This window comes from Sphingobacterium litopenaei (assembly GCF_014692495.1).
Classification (GTDB): domain Bacteria; phylum Bacteroidota; class Bacteroidia; order Sphingobacteriales; family Sphingobacteriaceae; genus Sphingobacterium; species Sphingobacterium litopenaei.
Map to the genome: position 1 here is coordinate 50,086 of NZ_JACOIJ010000009.1, position 21,118 is coordinate 71,203.

18 protein-coding genes are annotated in these 21,118 nt (G+C 36.2%); 9 read left to right on the forward strand and 9 right to left on the reverse strand.

Annotated elements, in window-relative coordinates:
* Positions 1-24 precede the first annotated feature (24 nt).
* The gene (gene lptB / locus H8B04_RS06695; protein ID WP_165290496.1) at positions 25-759 is read left to right on the forward strand and encodes an LPS export ABC transporter ATP-binding protein; all 735 of its coding nucleotides are present in this window, start codon (positions 25-27) and stop codon (positions 757-759) included.
* 26 nt (positions 760-785) lie between these two features.
* Positions 786-2,303, forward strand: a complete 1,518-nt coding sequence (locus H8B04_RS06700; protein ID WP_190301838.1) for a GH3 auxin-responsive promoter family protein — start codon at positions 786-788, stop codon at positions 2,301-2,303.
* Here the strand turns inward: H8B04_RS06700 and H8B04_RS06705 are convergent.
* Together H8B04_RS06705 and H8B04_RS06710 are read right to left on the reverse strand one after the other, a co-directional pair.
* The gene (locus H8B04_RS06705) at positions 2,300-3,013 is read right to left on the reverse strand and encodes a tetratricopeptide repeat protein (RefSeq protein ID WP_190301839.1); all 714 of its coding nucleotides are present in this window, start codon (positions 3,011-3,013) and stop codon (positions 2,300-2,302) included. The genes H8B04_RS06700 and H8B04_RS06705 overlap by 4 nt on opposite strands.
* Positions 3,014-3,025: 12 nt before the next feature.
* Complete coding sequence (locus H8B04_RS06710) at positions 3,026-3,580, reverse strand: RNA polymerase sigma factor (RefSeq protein ID WP_165290499.1); 555 nt, start codon at positions 3,578-3,580, stop codon at positions 3,026-3,028.
* Between the two features lie 70 nt (positions 3,581-3,650).
* On the opposite strand from H8B04_RS06710, the gene H8B04_RS06715 reads away from it, so the two are divergent.
* Both H8B04_RS06715 and H8B04_RS06720 read left to right on the forward strand, forming a co-directional pair.
* Positions 3,651-5,663 (forward strand): PKD domain-containing protein, encoded by a 2,013-nt coding sequence (locus H8B04_RS06715; protein WP_190301840.1) that lies wholly within the window; start codon positions 3,651-3,653, stop codon positions 5,661-5,663.
* 5 nt (positions 5,664-5,668) lie between these two features.
* Positions 5,669-8,212, forward strand: a complete 2,544-nt coding sequence (locus tag H8B04_RS06720; protein WP_190301841.1) for a CHAT domain-containing protein — start codon at positions 5,669-5,671, stop codon at positions 8,210-8,212.
* Between the two features lie 110 nt (positions 8,213-8,322).
* Here H8B04_RS06720 and H8B04_RS06725 read toward each other — a convergent pair whose 3' ends face one another.
* Positions 8,323-10,086 (reverse strand): OmpA family protein, encoded by a 1,764-nt coding sequence (locus H8B04_RS06725; RefSeq protein ID WP_190301842.1) that lies wholly within the window; start codon positions 10,084-10,086, stop codon positions 8,323-8,325.
* A gap of 146 nt (positions 10,087-10,232) precedes the next feature.
* On the opposite strand from H8B04_RS06725, the gene H8B04_RS06730 reads away from it, so the two are divergent.
* Together H8B04_RS06730 and H8B04_RS06735 are read left to right on the forward strand one after the other, a co-directional pair.
* Positions 10,233-11,300, forward strand: a complete 1,068-nt coding sequence (locus H8B04_RS06730; RefSeq protein WP_190301843.1) for a branched-chain amino acid aminotransferase — start codon at positions 10,233-10,235, stop codon at positions 11,298-11,300.
* Between the two features lie 208 nt (positions 11,301-11,508).
* A complete protein-coding gene (locus H8B04_RS06735) occupies positions 11,509-11,934 on the forward strand; it encodes a nuclear transport factor 2 family protein (RefSeq protein ID WP_190301844.1) in 426 nt (141 codons plus the stop codon).
* Between the two features lie 69 nt (positions 11,935-12,003).
* Here H8B04_RS06735 and H8B04_RS06740 read toward each other — a convergent pair whose 3' ends face one another.
* The 5 genes from H8B04_RS06740 to pdxA form a co-directional block, all read right to left on the reverse strand.
* Positions 12,004-12,867 carry a mechanosensitive ion channel family protein gene (locus H8B04_RS06740; RefSeq protein ID WP_223815310.1) on the reverse strand — a complete coding sequence of 288 codons (864 nt, stop codon included), beginning with the start codon at positions 12,865-12,867 and terminating at the stop codon, positions 12,004-12,006.
* Positions 12,868-13,088: 221 nt separating this feature from the next.
* Positions 13,089-14,006 carry a tRNA (adenosine(37)-N6)-dimethylallyltransferase MiaA gene (miaA, locus tag H8B04_RS06745; protein ID WP_190301845.1) on the reverse strand — a complete coding sequence of 306 codons (918 nt, stop codon included), beginning with the start codon at positions 14,004-14,006 and terminating at the stop codon, positions 13,089-13,091.
* A 3-nt stretch (positions 14,007-14,009) separates the two neighbouring features.
* Positions 14,010-14,597, reverse strand: a complete 588-nt coding sequence (locus H8B04_RS06750; RefSeq protein ID WP_165290507.1) for a plasmid pRiA4b ORF-3 family protein — start codon at positions 14,595-14,597, stop codon at positions 14,010-14,012.
* Positions 14,598-14,646: 49 nt separating this feature from the next.
* On the reverse strand, positions 14,647-16,077 hold the full coding sequence (locus tag H8B04_RS06755) for a CCA tRNA nucleotidyltransferase (protein WP_165290508.1): 1,431 nt from the start codon (positions 16,075-16,077) through the stop codon (positions 14,647-14,649).
* Between the two features lie 99 nt (positions 16,078-16,176).
* A complete protein-coding gene (pdxA, locus tag H8B04_RS06760; protein WP_190301846.1) occupies positions 16,177-17,232 on the reverse strand; it encodes a 4-hydroxythreonine-4-phosphate dehydrogenase PdxA in 1,056 nt (351 codons plus the stop codon).
* A gap of 152 nt (positions 17,233-17,384) precedes the next feature.
* On the opposite strand from pdxA, the gene rsmA reads away from it, so the two are divergent.
* Genes rsmA through H8B04_RS06775 form a run of 3 tightly spaced genes read left to right on the forward strand, consistent with a single transcriptional unit; the run spans position 17,385 to position 20,265 of the window.
* Entirely contained in the window at positions 17,385-18,164 is a 780-nt protein-coding gene (gene rsmA / locus H8B04_RS06765; protein WP_190301847.1) for a 16S rRNA (adenine(1518)-N(6)/adenine(1519)-N(6))-dimethyltransferase RsmA, read from the forward strand.
* Between the two features lies 1 nt (position 18,165).
* Entirely contained in the window at positions 18,166-19,329 is a 1,164-nt protein-coding gene (locus tag H8B04_RS06770; protein WP_190301848.1) for an FAD-dependent monooxygenase, read from the forward strand.
* Between the two features lie 6 nt (positions 19,330-19,335).
* Complete coding sequence (locus tag H8B04_RS06775) at positions 19,336-20,265, forward strand: NAD(P)-dependent oxidoreductase (RefSeq protein WP_190301849.1); 930 nt, start codon at positions 19,336-19,338, stop codon at positions 20,263-20,265.
* Here H8B04_RS06775 and H8B04_RS06780 read toward each other — a convergent pair.
* Positions 20,227-21,111: a UbiA prenyltransferase family protein gene (locus tag H8B04_RS06780; RefSeq protein WP_190301850.1), complete on the reverse strand. Its 885-nt coding sequence runs from the start codon at positions 21,109-21,111 to the stop codon at positions 20,227-20,229. The two genes, H8B04_RS06775 and H8B04_RS06780, sit on opposite strands and share 39 nt — an antisense overlap.
* Positions 21,112-21,118: the final 7 nt, after the last annotated feature.

Consider the following 21,118-nt stretch of genomic DNA (forward strand, 5'->3'; position numbering starts at 1 on the left):
TTGCAATAGCTGAAATATTGATTCATGATACTTAGAGCAGAACATCTCATCAAAAAATATAAACAACGTACTGTTGTAAATGATGTTTCATTTCACGTGGAGCAAGGTGAAATCGTGGGACTACTAGGACCAAATGGTGCAGGAAAGACCACATCATTCTATATGATCGTAGGGCTTATTAAGCCTAATGAAGGTCATGTATTTTTGAATGACGAAGAAATTACCAAAGATGCGATGTTTCAACGCGCACAAAAAGGTATCGGTTATTTAGCACAAGAAGCTTCTGTTTTTCGTAAGCTTTCTGTAGAAAACAATATTCTAGCAGTTTTGGAAATCCATTATCCCAACAAAGAGGAACGTATGGCTAAACTGGAAGAGCTTTTAAGCGAATTCAGTTTGCATCGTGTACGCAAAAATCGTGGTGATTTATTGTCAGGCGGTGAACGCCGTCGGACCGAAATTGCACGCGCATTAGCTGCTAATCCACACTTTATTTTGTTGGATGAACCTTTTGCTGGGGTCGATCCTATTGCCGTGGAGGAAATCCAATCTATCGTTTCTAAATTGAAAGCCAAAAACATCGGAGTTTTAATTACGGATCACAACGTACAAGAAACTTTGTCCATTACGGATAGAGCTTATTTGCTGACAGAAGGAAAAATCATGTTGACAGGTAAGCCCGAAGAAATCGCAGAAAATGAAATGGCGCGCAAATTCTACTTAGGTCAGAATTTTGTATTACGTAGAAAAAAACTCTAACTTAAAGCTAGATAACTACCTAAGGTATGGCGCTATTAAATTCTATCTTCTCTTGGATAATGCAAAAAAGAATTCACCAGATTGAACTCTTTATCAAATATCCTCATGATGTGCAAGAAGAATGGTTCCAAAACTTAATTTCTGCAGCTGAAGCTACCGAATGGGGCAAAAAATACGATTACAAAAGTATTTTCACTCCTGAAGAATTTAAAAATAGAGTACCTATCAGCGATTACGATGACCTAAAAGGCTATATCGATCGCATGATCAAAGGCGAACAAAATATTTTGTGGCCTTCGGACATAAAATGGTTTGCTAAATCATCAGGTACTACAGCAGACCGCAGCAAATTTATTCCGGTGAGTCTTGAGGCTTTAGAAGAATGTCATTTCCAAGGTGGCAAAGATATGCTGACTATATTCTGTCACAACAAGCCAAACAATAAAGTTTTTACAGGCAAATCTGTTGTAATCGGCGGTTCATCCCAGATAAACAACTTTAGTCCAGATTCATATTACGGGGATTTATCTTCTATTTTGATACGAAACCTTCCTTCTTGGGCTGAATTTTTACGCACGCCCAATGTTGAGGTCACGCTAAACCCAAATTTCGAAGAAAAAATAGAGCAAATCGCTCAAATTACTATAAAAGAGAATGTAACAAGTCTGGCTGGTGTTCCAACATGGAATATCGTTATGGCAAAACGAATTCTCGAAATCACAGGCAAAGACAATTTATTGGAAGTCTGGCCTAATTTGGAATTTTATGGCCATGGAGGCGTAAGTTTCACGCCTTATCGAGAGCAGTTTAAACAACTGATTCCTTCGGATAACATGTATTATCTGGAGAATTACAATGCTTCTGAAGGATACTTTGGCATTCAAGACCAATCCGATTCGGATGATTTATTACTCATGCTCGATTATGGAATTTATTACGAATTCCTTCCAATGGATAATTTGGAAGACGAACATCCCAAAACCTTAGGCTTGCACGAAGTAGAATTAGGTAAAAATTATGCCTTGATCATTTCCACCAATGCTGGTTTGTGGCGTTATAAAATTGGTGATACGATTAAATTCACTTCCCTATCGCCATATCGTTTCCAAATTTCTGGGCGCACAAAACAATACATCAATACTTTTGGAGAAGAAGTGATTGTCGATAATGCAGATCAAGCCTTACAAGCTGCTTGTAAAGTGACAGATGCTATTATTCGAGATTATACCGCTGGCCCTGTTTATTTCAGCAACAAAGAAGCTGGCGCGCATGAATGGATTATTGAATTTGAAAAACAACCTTCAGATTTCAACAAATTCTGTGAAACTTTGGATACTACTTTGCGTGAAATAAACTCGGATTACGACGCAAAACGCTTCAAAAATCTAGCATTAGGACAACCTATTATTCACAATGCACCCCAGGAAACCTTCTACACTTGGATGAAGTCCAGAGGAAAATTAGGCGGTCAAAATAAAGTTCCTCGTCTGGCCAATAACCGTGAGTATTTGGAACCTTTGTTAAAGTTGATACATCAACCTTAATTCAATTTATCTAATAGTTTTTGAGCTTTTCTACCAAGTTCTCCTTGATTTGGAATCGTTTTCAAAAGCACTACAGCTTCTTCTTTACTTCCCAATTTTTCTAAACTCACCGCTAAATAATATTTTGCTTCGTCTTTAAAGATGGATTCACCATTAGCAATAGGATTCAACTTAACTTTTGCTTCATTATAATTTTCTTCACCTAAATAAGTCAATGCAGCATAATATTGATACTGTATAACTTCTGGTTCTTTATTGATGAGGTTATTCAAAATAGTGCGGGAATCTGCATACGATTTTTGATTATACAGACGTACAGCCTCTTCATATTGATCATTAGATTCTTGACCACGAACGATCTCAGATTGCATAGTTGGCAACTCATACAAAGCGGTGTTATTATTAAAGAAAAACAAATACCCAAATAGCAGCACACAAGCGGCACTTGCAATGGTGACAATAGGTTTTATCCGCTGAAACAAAGTTTGTTTAGGATAACGGTATTCCGTTTCTGCATGAAACAAAGATTCTCTTAAGTCGGATTCGTTGGAGTTCAGCCTTTTATTTATAATATCATGCACTTCTGTTTGCAACAGAACCAAATTTCGAAAATCTGTATCCTGCTCCATATGAGTTTCAAATTCTTGCAACTCCTCTCCTTGCAATTGCCCTTCGATATAATCTTGAATTTTGTCTGCTAAATGTTCCATTTCAATAATTATTTAAAATAACCCACTCTCTTTAACTTTCCTTACTAGTGTGGCCATACATTCACTTTTCTTTTTTCGAAGATAAGCATAGGTTATACCCATGGATTCTGCTATTTTCTCCTGATGTTTCTCCTGCATACATCGCTTGATGATTTGCTGACAACTTTCACCTAAGGTATCCAATAGCGACATCACAATATTTTCACGGTTTACCGTTTCTAACATTTCGTCCCATGCTTTATTTGATTCATCTTCAACATATAATACACTTTGTTCAAGATTTGTTACCGGCATCCGTTGATTTTTTTTCAAGGCATTCAGCCATTTACGCTTACAAACTAATTTAAGGAAGGATGAAAAACTGGTGGTAAGTTGGAAATCTTTTTGATGTGCCATATGATAGATATCCACTAAAGATTCCTGAAAAATATCATAACCATCATCCTCTGACCCATTATTTTGTTGAATAAGGGTAACAATTTGTTTTGAAAATTTATTATATATTAATTGAATACCTGTGCTATTGTTATCCTTTAGGTATTGAATATAAATTTGGTCAAGATGCATTTAATTGGCAATTACTTAGTAAATTTAATAATATTTTTAATTTTTCATTACCCTTAATGAACCTAAATATATGATTCAAAAACTACTACCTATAATACTTGGTCTGCTGGTGCAAATTGGTTACGCACAGCAAGATACTATGCTGACACCTATTGATACTTTTCAAAGCAATATAGAGATATACGAAGTGGATGGTGTATTCCATTTCAAGCCGATTTTACGTCCCTTAGTACAAATACCAGGAGGTCGCACGCCCTATTATAAATATTTATGGGATTTTGGTGATGGTCATTTCAGCACGCAACCAGAACCTACTCATCAATATGCCCAACCAGGGAACTATGAGGTTTCTGTTTATGCGGTGAATAATTACGATTACGGTCCTAAACCCAAAAGACCTAAGAAACCATTACAAAGTAATAAGCCAGCGAATACAGCTATAGCGAGCTTACAGCCCAATGCTTTTGAACAGAATTTCTTTTCTTCTAATGGTATTTTTCAAATCTATAAACTTTCTGACGCTAAACCAGGCGAAGACATTCAATTGGTGGTAGGTGTCAATACAGGTGGTCAAAAAGGAAAGGTTTTTATTCTTTCTAATGAAAAAATTGCAGGCTTGAATGGTTTTAAATTTGCAAACCAAAGCAAGTATTATCAAGAACAATTAGATTCGCTAGTACAAAAAGACCAGCTTCACAGTATGTGGGCATCTGTAAAACAATCTACTTTTACCAAAACAGGCAGCCCCGATTACGGTATCAAAGAAGTTTCAGATTTTAAATCTAGTCAACAAGCCATAGACTATTTCAAAGATCTATATGGTGCATACAATTCCCTTTCAGCATATGATATCGAACCTTCTATTGCAGAGCAGCAATTTTCATTGATAAATCTAGATGTTACGCCTGATATGTTGGTGGACACCAATACTATAGTGACGCTTACTGGAGTTTTCATCCCTGAAAATGGTATAGCCAATGTCCACCAAGTCGATATTCCTGTGGTGAAGTCACACGATCCTAACAAAATGTCTGTCCGACCTGCACGCATGAGTTATCGTTTTCAATCCAAAAACAAAACATTGACGTATAAAGTGCAATTTCAAAATGATGGTGAAGGCGATGCTAGACATGTTCGGTTGGAAATGTTTTTGCCTCCCGAAGTTCGAAAAGAAACATTTCGTTTAAAATCATTATATCCCAAATGCGATACTTGTGCTACTCCAAACGCATTAGGCTGTTATCAATACACAATCAAAGATAATGGGGCTTTACTCTTTCATTTTAAAGACATTGCTTTGCCTGGTACTGCTTCCAAGACATTAACAGACCCAGATAGTTCCAAAGGTTTCATCCTTTTTGAAGTTGATATGGAGAAGAAAAAGTTCAAGAACAAATCTTTTAAATCCTATACGGACATTTATTTTGATAATAATCCTCCTATCACGACGAATATTTCTACTTCTAGATTTAGACAAATTTGGTCTCCTATTGTAACTGTGGGAACAGCAGCTACATTTGGAACACCTGAAGAAAACACCCTTAAGCATCAATTTAAACCAGGCATTCAACTTGGGTTTGGTTTAGCACCAATGGCCCCTTACAACAAACCATTTTGGCAAGCAGAAATTTACACTTCATACTATAGCAGAAGTAGTGAAACAGGACAATTAGAGGAAAAAGGTGTCATTACTTTTGTTGAGAATGGCCGAGATATGAAATACGAATATCAAGCTACAGATAGCACGGTTAATCGGGATTTTCTATCTATCCAAGTGCCTCTTCAGATTCGTTATAATATTAATTCTTGGGTTTCTGTTGGCGCTGGTGTCGCATTTCGCAAAGATTTTAACACAAAATTTAGCAACTCGAAGACTTATTTTTTTACCTCCGCTCAAGGCGTAGAAAACCAGCATACAATAGAAAATACCAATATAGAAAAAGAAGATAGCCCGATAAAATACAATCCATTCTTTGATATCAATTTGGGTCGAGTATATATGGGACCTGCTATTGGATTTAGATTGAGTTATGACAAAAATCAGAAATCGTATAGTGGCATTTATGGGGTTTGGCGTTTCTAAGTGTAATGAGGAATAAACTATTTAAGCTTCTATCTTATATACTTATTACTTTTTGCTGGAGCTGCCAGAATCCTGAGAAAGAAGATTCTACAATTCCAGCGGAAAAGTCCATGCTATCTTTCGATGAATTTGAAGAAATAGCAGAAAATCAACCGCAACAGTATATTGCTAATCCCGACTCATTCATACGAGCTATTAATCTACAACCCAAAAACGATTTTGAGAATGAGAGTTATGCCTATGGATTGGTTTTCATGGCTTATAATCTTCGCGAACAAGGAAATATTTTCCACAGCATTCAATTTTATGAAAAGGCTTTGAATTTTGCTAAAGAAAAAAATGTAGAAGATATTGACATTTCTCTTTACATACTGAAGCCTTTGGCAGCTCTATATATCCATGTAGATGACAATAAAAAAGCAATTACCTTGATAGAAGATTTATTGCAAACCATTTCGCCAAAGGAAGATGCGCAACATTTGGGATTAATAAATAATCTAGCAAATGCATACATCTACAATGGCGAATCCCAAAAAGCGATTCAGTTGCTTGCCAATAAGATAAATACATTGCCCCCTTCACTCTCCAAAGCCTTACTTTTGAATACCCTTTCGACAGCCTACGAAATGGAAAATGACCAGGAAAGTAGCTCAAAATACAATCAATCGGCTATCGCTGAATTTGAAAAATATCAACTTCAAGGTGATACGCTAATATGGTATGCTTCTGCCTTGACACAATACGCCACGCTAAACAAATCTCAAAAAGAAGTCGAAAAAGCATTGAATATCCTTCATCAGAGCTTCCCTCACTCTCAATTCCGAAATAAAGCCAATGCCTATTTAACTTTGGCAGACATTGAATTAAACCATAACAACCTAGATTCCGCTCATAAATATTACAAAGCCGCATATCAAAATTTTCAACAAGAAAAAAAGAAATATGTTCTTGACTACAAATATACGTATGCGCTTTTGGGTCTGGGTCGAACCAGCCATAAAGAAAATAAAATTGATTCGGCGATATATTACTACGAATGGGCTATAGAAAATGATTTTCGTACACAGCAGCTCATCACAAGCGAAAGAGATCAATTGCGCAACAATATTTGGAATAAGAAAATTTTGGAGGAATTAATCCAACTTTATATTGAAAATCCTGAAATACAAACTCAATCAAACAGAGAAACATTATTATGGTGCATAGAGCTTAGCAAAGCTAGACTCTTGATAAATGAAATCAATCGTTCGGAAAATTGGTCTTCAGCGGATCAAAAAATAAAAGATGCCATCCAAGAAATTCGACGATTATATGTAAAGTATGATGCTACGGATGCAGCACAGGAAAAGAAAAGTATTGCAGATCAAATAGGAAAACTGAAAACAGAGTTCCAATTAGCGGAGAATTATTTTGAAAACGTGAATTTCAATCCCTCGAAATCTTCCTTCTTAGAAAAATTTCAAAGCAAAAAGGAGGCTTATTATAGCTATTATATACATCAGGATAGGTCCATGAGCATCGTATATACGAAAGCTGATCAGCTAGCCTTTCAAAAAATTGAAGATAAAAATTTGGTGGATAGTCTAATTCACTTTAAATCAAATTACTTTTCCTCTTCACCAAACTCTTTTAATAGCAATCCAGAAAAATATTATAAAGAAGCACGATACTTTTATCATCATCTATTACCTGAACTTTCATCTGAGAAACACAATATTTTTCTTTCGTTAGATGGCGAATTGTACGGCTTACCATTTGATGCCTTATACGACAAAGAGTATTTAATTCAATCTTATAATTTTGCGTATTTAAATTCCTTCTTGCTTTTTGATTTTATTACAAACAAAGCGCCTACCACGTCCAAAGAAATTTCATTATTATATCGATCTGAATTTCCAAAACCTTTACCGCATCTGGCTTTTGTAAATCAAGAAGTTGCAAATTTGACCGCTAGATACAAAACTTTGGCAATTTCTCCAGAGCATCAAAATGATTCTACTATCCGAGAAGCTTTCTCCGCTACAAATATCATTCACATCGCTGCGCATACGATATTGGATAGTATTGAAGCGCCATATTTATATTTACATCAGGCCATATCGACCAATCAACTGCGTTTCTTTGAAATCAAAACACCTTTAGTATTTCTTTCGGCTTGTAATACGGGCAATGGAGTTGCATTACCATCAGAAGGAACGGAAAGTATTCAGCGTGTTTTCTTGAGTAAAAATGTACCTTCTGTAATTTCTACGTATTGGTTTGCAAATGATGAGGTGATGCTTCAACTTACATCCGGTTTTTATGAAGAGCTTCAAAATTCTGAAAGTCCAATGCTTGCCTTAGCTCAAGCTAAGCGAAAATTTCTAAATCAAGCTTCCATATTGCAACAGAATCCCTGGTTTTGGGCAAATATAAATTATACAGGGATTGGAAACGAAGTAGGCTTGAAAAAATCTTCAAACCTACTCTTTATATTGATTGGATCAGTGCTATTGGCTTTGATTGTTTATCTGACTCGAAAAATCTATCTGGGTCGAATAAAAAATTGAAATAAATACACAAAATAGCCCTTTAGAAATTGTATTAAAGTCATGTCTTTCAAATCTTCATCCTCCAATTCAGGAGTAACTTTAGGTGATGTTTTCATAATATTTTGTTATTAATTGTATTCTAATACTTTAATTTCAGTTCTGCGATTTTCTTGATGCTGCTCTTCCGAACAATCTATACCATTTCCACAGTTATTGACCAAACGGCTTTCCCCATAACCTTTAGCTACCAAACGCGAGCGGTTAATACCTTTAGAAACGATATAAGCTACTGCTGCGTCTGCTCTGCGTTGCGATAATTTCATGTTATAATCGTCATTACCTCGACTATCAGTGTGTGATGAAAGCTCTATTTTCAACGTAGGATTTTGCTTCATAATAGAAACCACATTATCTAATACCAAAGCAGCGTCAGGACGAATGTTGCTTTTATCAAAATCATATAGAATATTTTTCAACACAAAAGCTGCATTATTTTGTAAATCACAAACGCCTAATTTCAATGTCACATACAATGTTTTGCTTCGATCTAATCCTTTTGTCGAAACCAGTTCGGTTTGAGAATATCGGCCTTGTTGATTAGCCACAACTGTAAAATCACTTTGAGCATTCAGTTGATAGATGAATTTTCCTTCTGTGTCTGAAATCTGACTCATATTTTCTCTGGTTTCTGAATTAGTAAGAACAGTATTTATACCCGAAAGGTTGCGTTCAATGTTACAATCGTATGTTTCGCCAATCAAAGTGAATCTTGGATCATCGTGATAAATCTCTCTGAAAATAACTTTCGAATTACCTTTGAAATCTATTTCACTCAGATGAAGAATAGGAGTTTTAACACCATTTTTCTCACCTACGACAGTGTAATTGCCTGGTTTGATATTTTCTAATTTAGAAGCTTGTCCATTAGCATCTGAAATAGAGCGTTCTTCTACCTCTTGACCTTCTATACTTACAGTAACACCACTTAAGGCCATATTTGTCTGCTTATCTTTCACTACAATCTGTAAATCTTTTGCGTCTACTTTGGTGTTTATAATCTCATCATATTTTGGAGACACTGGCTTGTCAGTAACTTTAGATGTTTTTTTTCCAAACACATATTTTATTCCCAAACCTGTATTTAATGTTTGATGTACGGTATATTCAATAGTTTTTGCCTCCGTTCTATAATGATCAGCATAATCTTTAACTGTAGTCGTAGATTCAATAGGATTAGCATTTATTTCTTCTAATCTTTCAGAAACAAAACGACTAGGTTTATTGCCAAACTTAGTGCCTAATGATTGTACATAATCTATATGCGCAAAAGCTCCGAAATTAGGGGTAAACATATAATTGAAGCGGAAACCGCCTAATACAACCCAAGAATTAGCTTTGTTAGAAGGATCATTTATTGTTTTCTCAATAGCGTGTGTGGTTTCGCCTCGTGCATCGCGATAAGTAATAGATGATACATATTCTGGAAAAGACTGCATCATTATACCTCCACGCAAATACGCCTCTAATTGGAATTTATTATTACTGTATTTATAAGAAGGTCCCAAGGTGAAAACCAAATCTTGAAATCTAGCTTTATTTAAATAATCTGTTGACAAATAACCATTTTCAAAATGGAATGTATCACGTTTTGCGATTGCGTTGAACATATAACGGGCGTCAATTCCTATGCCCCACGTATTGCTAGAGAAATATTTATCCATAAATAGTCCGCCATGGTAGCCTATTTGCGTATCCGTGTAGCTTTTGTACTTATTCAACGGTGTACTTGCACCTCCGAAGATTCCTATTTGAAAATCTCCGTGCTCCTTTTGTTGTGCCTGTGCTAAAAATGTAAATCCAATTAACATTAATGCGAGTAAAAGTCTTTTCATAATCTGATTATTTAGTTTTTTAGTTTTTCATTGTTTCCTTTATATCAATAAAAAACTCGCATTGTTACCCCTCTATTTAAAAAATAAGTAAGAAGCTCTAAATCTTTTTTTTTAACTTGCATTCCAACTAAAATATATAAGTGAAAATGAGCGCGACAGAACAAATTTCATTTCGCGTAGAGCCAACAAATTCATCAAGACTCTCGCAAGTAGACTTCAACAATCTTAAGTTTGGACAAATCATGTCAGACCACATGCTGGTCGCTGAATATAACAACGGTAAGTGGGAAGACGTCAGCATCGTCCCTTATGGCGATTTAACTATTAGTCCATCTATGTCTGCTTTGCATTATGGTCAAGCAATTTTTGAAGGAATCAAAGCCTACAAATTTGAAGATGGAACGGTAAGTATTTTCAGACCAGACAAAAACTGGGAACGTTTCAACAAATCAGCTTCTCGCTTACAAATGCCAGAAGTACCCGAAGAAATTTTCTTAGGAGGTTTGAAACAATTATTAGATATCGATCGTGAATGGGTGCCATCGAAAGAAGGTACGTCTTTATATATCCGTCCATTTATGTTCGCTACGGAATCAGCATTGGGTGTACACCCTTCGATTTCATACAAATTCGTAGTAATCACTTGTCCTGTTGGGGCTTATTATAGCAAACCTATCTCTCTAAAAGTGGAGACACACTATACTCGTGCTGCAGAAGGCGGTGTAGGTTTCTCTAAAAATGCAGGTAATTATGCTTTATCATTATACCCTACACAATTAGCAAATGATGAAGGTTACGATCAAATTATGTGGACAGATGCTTTAGAACATAAATACATCGAAGAAGCAGGTACTGCAAACTTAATATTCCGTATTGGTGATACGATTATCACACCGCATGGAGATACTATTCTACACGGCGTAACTAGACGTACCATCATGCAATTAGCCGAAGAATGGGGTTACAGAGCAGAGCAACGTCGAGTTTCCGTTCAGGAATTAATCGATGGAATCAAAGCTGGCCAAGTTTCTGAAGCTTTTGCTGCAGGTACAGCTGCTACGATTACTCATATTGATAGAATTGGGTTTGAAGGAACAGACTATACTTTACCTCCAGTAGAAGGCCGAGAGTTTTCTAATAAGGTTTTAGATTATTTAAATCAATTACGTTACGGTAAGGTAGAAGATCCTTTTGGATGGAACTTTATCGTATAAATTGATTTTAAATCATACAGAAAGGTCTAGGCATTATGTCTAGACCTTTTTTATTTATAGACTACCCTCGATAAAAATTCTCACCGAGAAATCCCAGAATTTCACCGACTTTCCTCTTTCATTGGTCTAAATCCCATTCTTGAACATACCTTTTCGCAATACCTTTGAGATATCAAAAGAAAATTAAGAAACTAAAACATAAACAGCCATGAAAAGAAATTTAACAACAATCGCAACAGTAGTAATGATGGTTTTATCATTAAGTTCATTCGCTAACGAGAAAGTTAGCCCGATGAAAGACTACGCAACCCGTAACATCGTATCAAACTATATTGATGCTTCGCTATTAGGAAAACAAAGTTTTGTAAAAGAGATGTTAACTGATAATTTTGAATTTGTTAATGCAGCAACTAATTCAAAAGCAACTAAAAAAGAGTACGGAAAGTTCTTAGAAAATACCAATAACCTAACTTACAGCTGTACCAGTTCATATGAAATTTTGGATCAATCAGGAGATATAGCAGTAGCTAAAGTCACTATGAAATTTGAGAATTTCACTCGTGTAGACATCGTGAATATGTCAAATACAGCCGATGGTTGGAAAATCAACAGAGTAATTAGCAACTTTTTATAATTCACAACATAATCGTTTAAAACAAGGCTTCTCCAAGATGGAGAAGCTTTTTGATTGTATTATAAAAAACTATGGCTTCTGATTGATAATTATTCTGGTAGGAATTGGCCCTGCCACTCCTTCTTTATCAAATGCTTTTTTAACAAGTTCTTGCGCGCCGAAATACACATCCCAATAATCTGCTTGTGTGGTATAAGGACGAATAGCAAGTGTAGTCATACCATTTCCCACCTCCAGTACATTTACTTCAGGAGAAGGAGTATGTAAAACTTTGGGATGTTTTAGCATCGCTTGGATGGCTATTTCTCTTTCACGATCAATATCCACATCCAGTGCTATACCTATTTTCAAATCCACACGCAGATTACCATGCGTGTTGAAGTTGGTTATCACTCCAGTTGATAAAGCGCCATTCGGAAGAATAATAGTTTTATTCTCAGGCGATAGAATTGTAGTACAGAAAATCCCTATCTCTGTTACCACTCCTGCTACACCTTGAGCATCTATAATATCACCTACTTTGAAAGGTTTAAAAATCATCAACATTACTCCACCTGCAAGATTACCTAACGATCTATTCAACGCTGCACCTATTGCCAAACCAGCACCGGCTAATAACGCGGCAAAACTTGTGATATTAACCCCAAGCATGCCTACTATCGCCAGGAACATCATGACTGTCAGCCCAACCTTAATCAAGGAAATAAGAAAGGTTTGAAGAGATACATCAAATTTGCGATGAATCATCATCTTACTACTTACATTAGCTATTCTTCCTATTATCCAACTTCCTATAAGATATACTAATATAGCACCTAGTATTTTTGGTGCATAATCCAAAGCCATATCTTTTATTTTTAATGCGTAAAGTTGGCTGCTATCGAGGATTTGATTTGCCTTTGGAAGATTTGTTTCGATTTGAAATAATTTCATAATTAAAAAGTTTAGTTTTTAATTATGAAATTATCAAATTTTAATCCAAAACGGACGGATTTCTATTCTCAATTCAGAAGCGTCCTGTTAATAAATAAACAAAAAGCTATCTGTATCTTATCCAACAAAAAAAATCATAAGAAATTAAAAAAACAGCATCTTACAATAAGATTACACTATTAGATTGGGAAATATATAATTTGATTTCTGTAGGAAATACTCTACAAAGAATTGATAATAAAATGTATTATCTCTTCAGTTTGATAAGGTTCAAACCAAGTCGTATTGCCGTATTTTTTAAACCAAGTAATTTGGCGCTTGGCATAGCGACGAGAATTTTGTTTGATTTTGCCAACAGCATCTTGTAGGGATACAGTACCATCCAGATAATCAAATATTTCTGAATAACCCACAGTGAGCATTGCAGGTTTTTGACGGTAGGCTGCTAAAGATTTTACTTCTTCTAATAACCCAGCTTCCATCATTTTGTCTACACGTAGATTAATACGTTCATAGAGCTTCTCCCTCTCCATATTCAATCCAATGGTCACAATAGTAAAAGGACGTTGTACTAAATCTTTCTTTTGGTAGAAAGAAATAGGATTACCTGTTGCTTCGTAAACTTCCAGAGCACGGATGACACGTTGCGGATTGTCAATATCCGCCACAGCATAATAAGCAGGATCAATTTCTTTGAGACGAGATTTTAGTGGTTCTAAACCCTGTACTTCAAAAGATTTATTCAAAGCTTCTCGAACACCCTCTGGAGCTTTAGGTAAATCATCCAAACCTTCACACACCGCTCGAACAAATAAACCTGACCCTCCTACCATAACAACGATGTCTTTGGTTAGAAACAATTCATCCAGTAATTTTAAAGCATCACGCTCAAAATCGCCTGCCGAATATTCTTCTTTGATAGAATGGGAATTGATAAAATGATGTGGAGCTGCAGCTAATTCATCTGCGTCGGGTTTTGCTGTACCAATAGTCATTTCACGATAAAATTGACGAGAATCAGCCGAGATGATTTCGGTATTGAAATGTTGTGCCAATAAAATAGCCGTAGCTGTTTTACCTACTGCTGTAGGACCAACGACTACGACTAAAGTTTTTTTATTTCTTTGTGTTGAAGACATCAATTAATAATCGTCCTCACCGCCACCGAACTCTTCTTTTTCACCCTCTTCGCCTTCTTCCTCTTCATCATCCAACAAATCGAAGTCATCTTCTTCATCTACACCATATTCTTCGGTTGCAGTTTCTTCAATAAAATCATCGTCTTCATCGTCATCCGTAGAAACAGGAAAATTAGCAGCAGCTATTAATTTTGGTGCCTGACCAACAGCTTTAAACAATGAAGGGTATTCTTTACCGTCTTCTTCCTTCAAGATTTTTATCAATTCCACATGAAAATCATATGGTCTATCAAAATTATAGATGTAATAAAATTTTTGATGTGGGTCATCGATAAACTTACTTAAACGAATATCTTCCATAATTAACACGCCTGTATCTTTCTTGCGGGGATTTGGAAGATGCGCTATTTCAGTACCTTTTTTCCACTGATCATTACTTACATAAAACGAAGATGAAACCTCAGCATTATAGCCCGTGCTTTTATGTATCTCATGATGTAATTCTAAAAATGTACCTTTTGAAGGCATATCTATATCGCGATACACATCTTCATAATCTTCGAAAGTAACTCTAAATCTATAAACTGCCATATATCTATAACACTAAGTGATGCTTAGTTTCTAATTATAAAATTATAAATTATTTTGTTGTCTCTAAAGACAATATTTGCTTTGGCTCTAAATTCAAGGATTTTGCCTTTTCGAGCATAAAATTATAAGCTGCCATACGTTCGTTAGGTATATCACCTTCCAATATAGCTTCGCGAATCGCATTTTTAATAATACCCACCTGCTTGCTAGGTCCTAAGCCAAAAACATGCATGATATCCTCTCCTGTTACTGGTGGCTGCCAATTGCGTAGATGATCGCGCTCTTCTACATCTTTCAGTTTTTGTTTTACCAACTCAAAATTGTCACGGTATTTCTTCTTTTTGAATTCGTTTTTGGTGGTCACGTCAGCATGGCACAATAACATCAACGCATCAATATCATCTCCAGCTTCAAACAACAAACGACGCACAGCCGAATCCGTCACAATATCCTGAGCGAGAACAATAGGTCTTAAATGTAGTTGAACCAATTTTTGAACAAATTTCATTTTTTCGTTCAAAGGCAACTTCATCTCCGCGAACAATTTCGGCACCATTCGTGCTCCTCTATCTTCGTGACCATGAAAAGTCCAACCGATACGCTTATCAAAACGTTTAGTAGCTGGTTTCGCAATATCGTGCATAATAGCCGCCCAACGTAACCATAAGTCGTCCGACATTTCCGCTACATTGTCCAACACTTCTAAAGTATGGTAAAAATTGTCTTTATGGCCTTTACCATCTACATATTCTACACCATACAGATTTGCCATCGCTGGGAATACCAATTCCAACAAACCTGTATCAAACAAATATTTGAATCCAATAGAAGGCTTTTTAGACAAAATGATTTTATTTATCTCGTCTGTAATACGTTCTCTGGATATAATTTTTATACGATCTTTTGTTTCGACAATCGCTTCTAAAGCTGATACATCAATTTTAAAATTTAATTGTGTTGCGAAACGTATTGCCCGCATCATACGCAACGGATCGTCAGAAAATGTTTCTTTTGGTTCTAGTGGCGTACGAATAACGCGGTTTTCAATATCTGCTAATCCATTAAAAGGATCTAGCAATTGACCGTACGTTGCACTATTCAACGAATAAGCCATTGCGTTTATTGTAAAATCGCGACGATTTTGATCGTCCTGCAAAGTACCATCTTCTACAATAGGCTTGCGTGAATCACGACGGTAGGATTCTTTACGAGCCCCAACAAACTCCACGTCCAGCCCGTCGTATACCAACATCGCTGTACCGAAAGATTTGTAAACCGCAACTTTGGTATGTAGAAAATCACCCAACTTAGTTGCGAAATCAATTCCCGAACCAATAACCAATATATCCACATCATTTTTGAAAGGACGACCCATTATTCGATCCCGCACATAGCCTCCAATCACATACACTTCAGTGCCTGTTTTGTCAGCTAAATCTTTGATAATAGAAAATATTGGATGTTGTAAGTCTTCAGTCATAGCGCACATATCATAGACCCTGCCGATCTATTTAGTTGGCAAAAATACTTAAATAAAAAGAAAAATGAGTCAAAAATATAAGGTAATCTCCCGATTTGACTAATCTCTGTCTTTTGAAAGTTTACGGAATGCTAGTGGATTTTCGGACAGTTCAGCTTGCTCGCGACGATTATTGACGATATGCACTGCCGTAAAAATTGCCTCTAAGAAAGACTCATGTGAAGCTAAATTTTTCCCTGCAATATCATAACCTGTGCCATGATCTGGAGAAGTACGAACAATAGGAAGACCAGCTGTATAATTTACACCTTTACGACTAGCAATATGTTTGAAAGGAATTAAGCCTTGATCGTGGTACATAGCTAATACCCCATCGAATTTTTTGTAAGCATCACCTGCAAAAAAACCATCTGCTGGGTAAGGACCAAAACAGAAAATTCCTTCTTGGTTAGCTTTTTCTAAAGTTGGAGCAATAATCGCATCGTCCTCTGTACCAATCACGCCATTGTCGCCAGCGTGTGGATTTAATCCCAGCACAGCAATTTTTGGTTTTTGAATCCAGAAATCCCTTTTCAAAGATTCATTCATCATGCGCAATTTTTTCAAAATTGCCTCTTCTGTAATTTTACCAGCTACCTCGTTCAATGGAATGTGTCCTGTAACGACTCCAATTTTTAGTTCATCACAAACCATAAACATCAATACATCTTCTGCATTGGTTTTGCTTTGTAAATATTCGGTATGTCCTGGGAAGTTGAAATTTTCGCTTTGAATATTGTGTTTGTTGATTGGCGCAGTTACTAATGCATCTAGTTTTCCAGCTATTAAATCTTCCGTAGCACGTTCCAACGAAATAAAAGCGTATTTACCACCAATTTCGTTTTCCTCGCCCAAAGTGATTTTAACATCTTCTTGCCAACAGTTTATTAAATTGGGGCGTTTGGGATTTGCTTGATCAACATCATTAATAACATTAAAACTAAAGTCATTGATGTTGTTCGCTTTACGATGAAATGAAGCATTCTTGGTATTACCGTATACAATTGGCGTAAAGAAATCCAATACACGATTGTCTAACAGCGATTTGATAATCACTTCCAAACCTATACCATTAATGTCCCCAATACTAATACCAACTTTTAATTTATCACTCATCGTTTTTAGCGTTTTTCAAATCAAAAATAGGAAAAAAATAAGAAAGAAGAAGGTAATTCCGAATTCTATCGTGCATTCAATCTCCACAATTAACGAAATCTTTTTACCACAATCTGCCATATACTTAGTAATTTTGTTGTTTAAGATAAAATATGGGTACGGTACGCGCTAAAAAACACTTAGGACAACACTTTTTGAATGATAAAAATGCAGCACAACGCATTGCCGATGCACTGGATACTTCTTTAGGCTTCACCCAAGTTTTGGAAGTAGGTCCTGGTATGGGCGTATTGTCAGATTTTTTATTGCAAAAAGAAGAATACGAGACCTTTTTGATTGATGTAGACGACGAATCCATTGAATATCTTGCAGACAAGTACCCACAATTAGGCGACAGATTAATTCACGGAGACTTTTTGCAATTGGATTTCAGCCAATATTTTGGAGACAAAATGGCTGTGATCGGTAACTATCCTTACAATATTTCTTCACAAATCTTATTTAAGGTTTTGGAAGAAAGAGACCGCGTGGTTCAAATGGCAGGCATGTTTCAAAAAGAAGTAGCCGAGCGTTGTGTAGCCAAACCAGGCAGCAAAGAATACGGTATTATCTCCGTTTTCTTGCAGGCTTATTACGATGTCGAATATTTGTTTACCGTAAAAGCAGGTGCTTTCAACCCTCCACCAAAAGTTCTTTCGGGCGTAATGCGAATGACGCGTAATAAAGTAACGGATTTGGGTTGCGATGAAGATTTATTTTGGAAAGTTGTAAAAGCAGGATTTAATCAACGTCGTAAAACTTTACGTAATTCGCTTTCTGGGGTAATTGCAAAAGACAAAATGAGCGACAACCCACTTTACGACTTACGTGCAGAAAGATTAACAGTTGCTGATTTCGTCGCGTTGACAAACGAAATTTCCGAATCTATATGATATGAACATTGAAACGGAATTTGCGATAATAGGTGGAGGCGTAGCGGGATTGACCGCTGCGATTGGTCTTCAACAATTGGGTCGTGAATTCGTCGTTTTCGAAAAGACAAAAGAACTCAAAGGTATTGGTGCTGGATTTGGCTTGGCAGCGAATGCCATGCAAGCTTTAGATTTACTAGGTCTAAAAAAAGAAGTAGAAAAAATCGGCTTTTATACCAATTCCTTTAATATATTAGACCAGCACGGAAATATTTTATTTTCTCCGGATACACAAAAACTTTCTCAGCAATACAATCAAGATAACTTCACGATTCATCGCGCAGATTTACATTTTTATCTGTTAAGCAAACTTCCCTCAGAAACAGTATTTCTTGACAAACAGGCATTACGTTTCAAACAGCATTCGAAAGATATAACCGTATTTTTCAGGAACGGAAGCACTGTGAATTGCAAATATCTTTTAATAGCTGATGGTGTCAAATCCCCTTTACGACAACAACTTCTTCCGCACTCTACACCGCGTTATTCAGGTTATACCTGCTGGCGAGCTACAATTGACAACAGCAGCATTCAATTAGACAAAGGTTCGGAAACTTGGGGTACAAAAGGAAGGTTTGGCATGACGCCATTAGTTGGAAATCGGATATATTGGTACGCTTGTGTCAACAGTAAAGCCAATAATCCAGTCTATAAAGACTACACTGTCCAGGATTTAACAAAACAATTTCAAGATTATCACGCACCGATTCCTACCATTCTATCCGAAACTAAGGATGAAGATTTGATTTGGAATGATATTATCGACATCAAACCTTTATCACATTTTGCCTACAATAATATTTTGCTGTTGGGTGATGCAGGTCACGCTACTACCCCGAATATGGGACAAGGCGCTTGTCAGGCATTAGAAGATGTAGCGGTTTTAGTCGATGAATTGAAAGATAATAAACCTATTCCAGAAGCTTTTCGTAATTTTGAACAACGCAGATTGAAACGCACCAAATATATCACAGACACTTCAAAGCGAATTGGAGAGATTTCGCAATGGGATAATCCATTTTTGGTAGCTTGTAGAAATAATATTATGAAAATTCTACCTAAAAGTGTGGCTCAGGCCGGTTTGACACAACTTCTCTCTGTGGATTTTATGAAAATAGGAAAATAAGCGAACATGAATATTCTTATCGTTGACGACATACATCTAGTCCTTTTAGAGAAATTTGATAAAGCAGGAATTTGCTACAATTACCAGCCTGATTTTGCACGTGCAGATGCAGAAAAAGTCATAAATCAATATGATGGCTTAATTATTCGTTCGAAGTTCCAGGTCGATCAAGCATTCATCGATTTAGCTCCAAACCTTAAATTAATAGGTCGTTCGGGTGCTGGTATGGACAATATCGATGAGGAATATGCATTATCAAAAGGCATCAAACTTTTCCCTGCCAACGAAGGAAATTGTGATGCTGTGGGTGAGCATATGATTGGAATGTTATTGAATTTGATGAATAATCTTAATCGTGGCAATGTGGAAATTCGTCAAGGTCAATGGAGACGCGAAGAAAACCGTGGTTATGAACTCAAAGGAAGAACGGTTGCTTTGATTGGTTATGGACATAATGGTCAGGCAATGGCGAAGAAACTTTCAGGTTTTGATGTCAAAGTCATTGCTTACGATAAATACAAAACGGGATTTTCGGATCAATACGCCACGGAAGTTTCGATGGAAGAGGTTGTAAAACAAGCTGATGTAGTAAGTTTTCACATTCCATTGACTCGTGAGACCAAAGGTTTGATCGATGAAGAATATCTATTGCATTTCCGCAAACCAATTTTCTTTTTAATGGGTGCACGTGGTGGAATTGCAAATGTTCCTGCGGTATTAAAAGCATTAGATTCAGGAAAAATTTCAGGAGCTGCTTTTGATGTATTACCTATCGAAAAATTCCCTGCTTTGGGTGAACAGGATTGGTATCAGGACTTAATCTCTAGAGACAATGTTATCTTAAGTCCCCATGTGGCAGGCTGGACTTTTGAAAGTTACTTCAAGCTTTCAGATATTTTAGCGGATAAGATTATTAGCGACTTCAATACTAAATAAACATAGGGCATACTGCCCTACTAAAAGTAAATCCAACAAGTAAACATTTAGAAAGTTGTTTTGCTCTTTAAATATTTTGGTTTTGAAAATTAGCAACACCAAAATATCACATAGTATCAAGCCTATTTTGATTTCTGTCGATGTAGGCATTGCCAAAACCAACAAAATATGCAATATCCCTAAAACGTAACAAAGGTATTTTGCTCTAATTTCTCCTAGAGCCAAAGGAACCGTTTTCAGGTGATAATAAGAATCTTGTTTCATATCCCGAATATCAAAAGGAATAGTCACTAGAAGAATAAATAAAAATTTACAACTCAACAAGTAAAGCAAACTGCCCCATGCGATGTTTTCTAAATTATTTACACTTTCCACATAGACCAATCCCACTGTACTTAAGGACCAAATCAAAGCAATATGAAACACCTTTATATAAGGTAGGTGACGAAAACTTTTCCATTGACCTTTTATTTTGAGAAGAGGAAGCGCATAGGCCAAACTTAGCACCCCAATAAATCCTAAGTACAGGAGTGTTTGAAAATGGATTTGTGCTAACGCATACAGAAGAAGCAGAATTGCTAAGACATTTATTATCCAAAAAATGGGCATTTTACCAAAAATCCACCGTGTTCGCTCGTAAGGTGATTGCTTATAATCTTTAGGTTTCGAAATCCAGATGCTTAAATTATACAGTAATAGAGTCGCCGCAAATTCCAACAAGACAATATAAAGATTGTAAGAAAGGTGAAAAATTTCATAACTCAAAAGCACCTGCGCTGCTGCTGCACTGGCAATCAACAAATTAGTAAACACGAAAAATTTCCAAATCTGTTCTAGCTTTTTCACGTCAAAA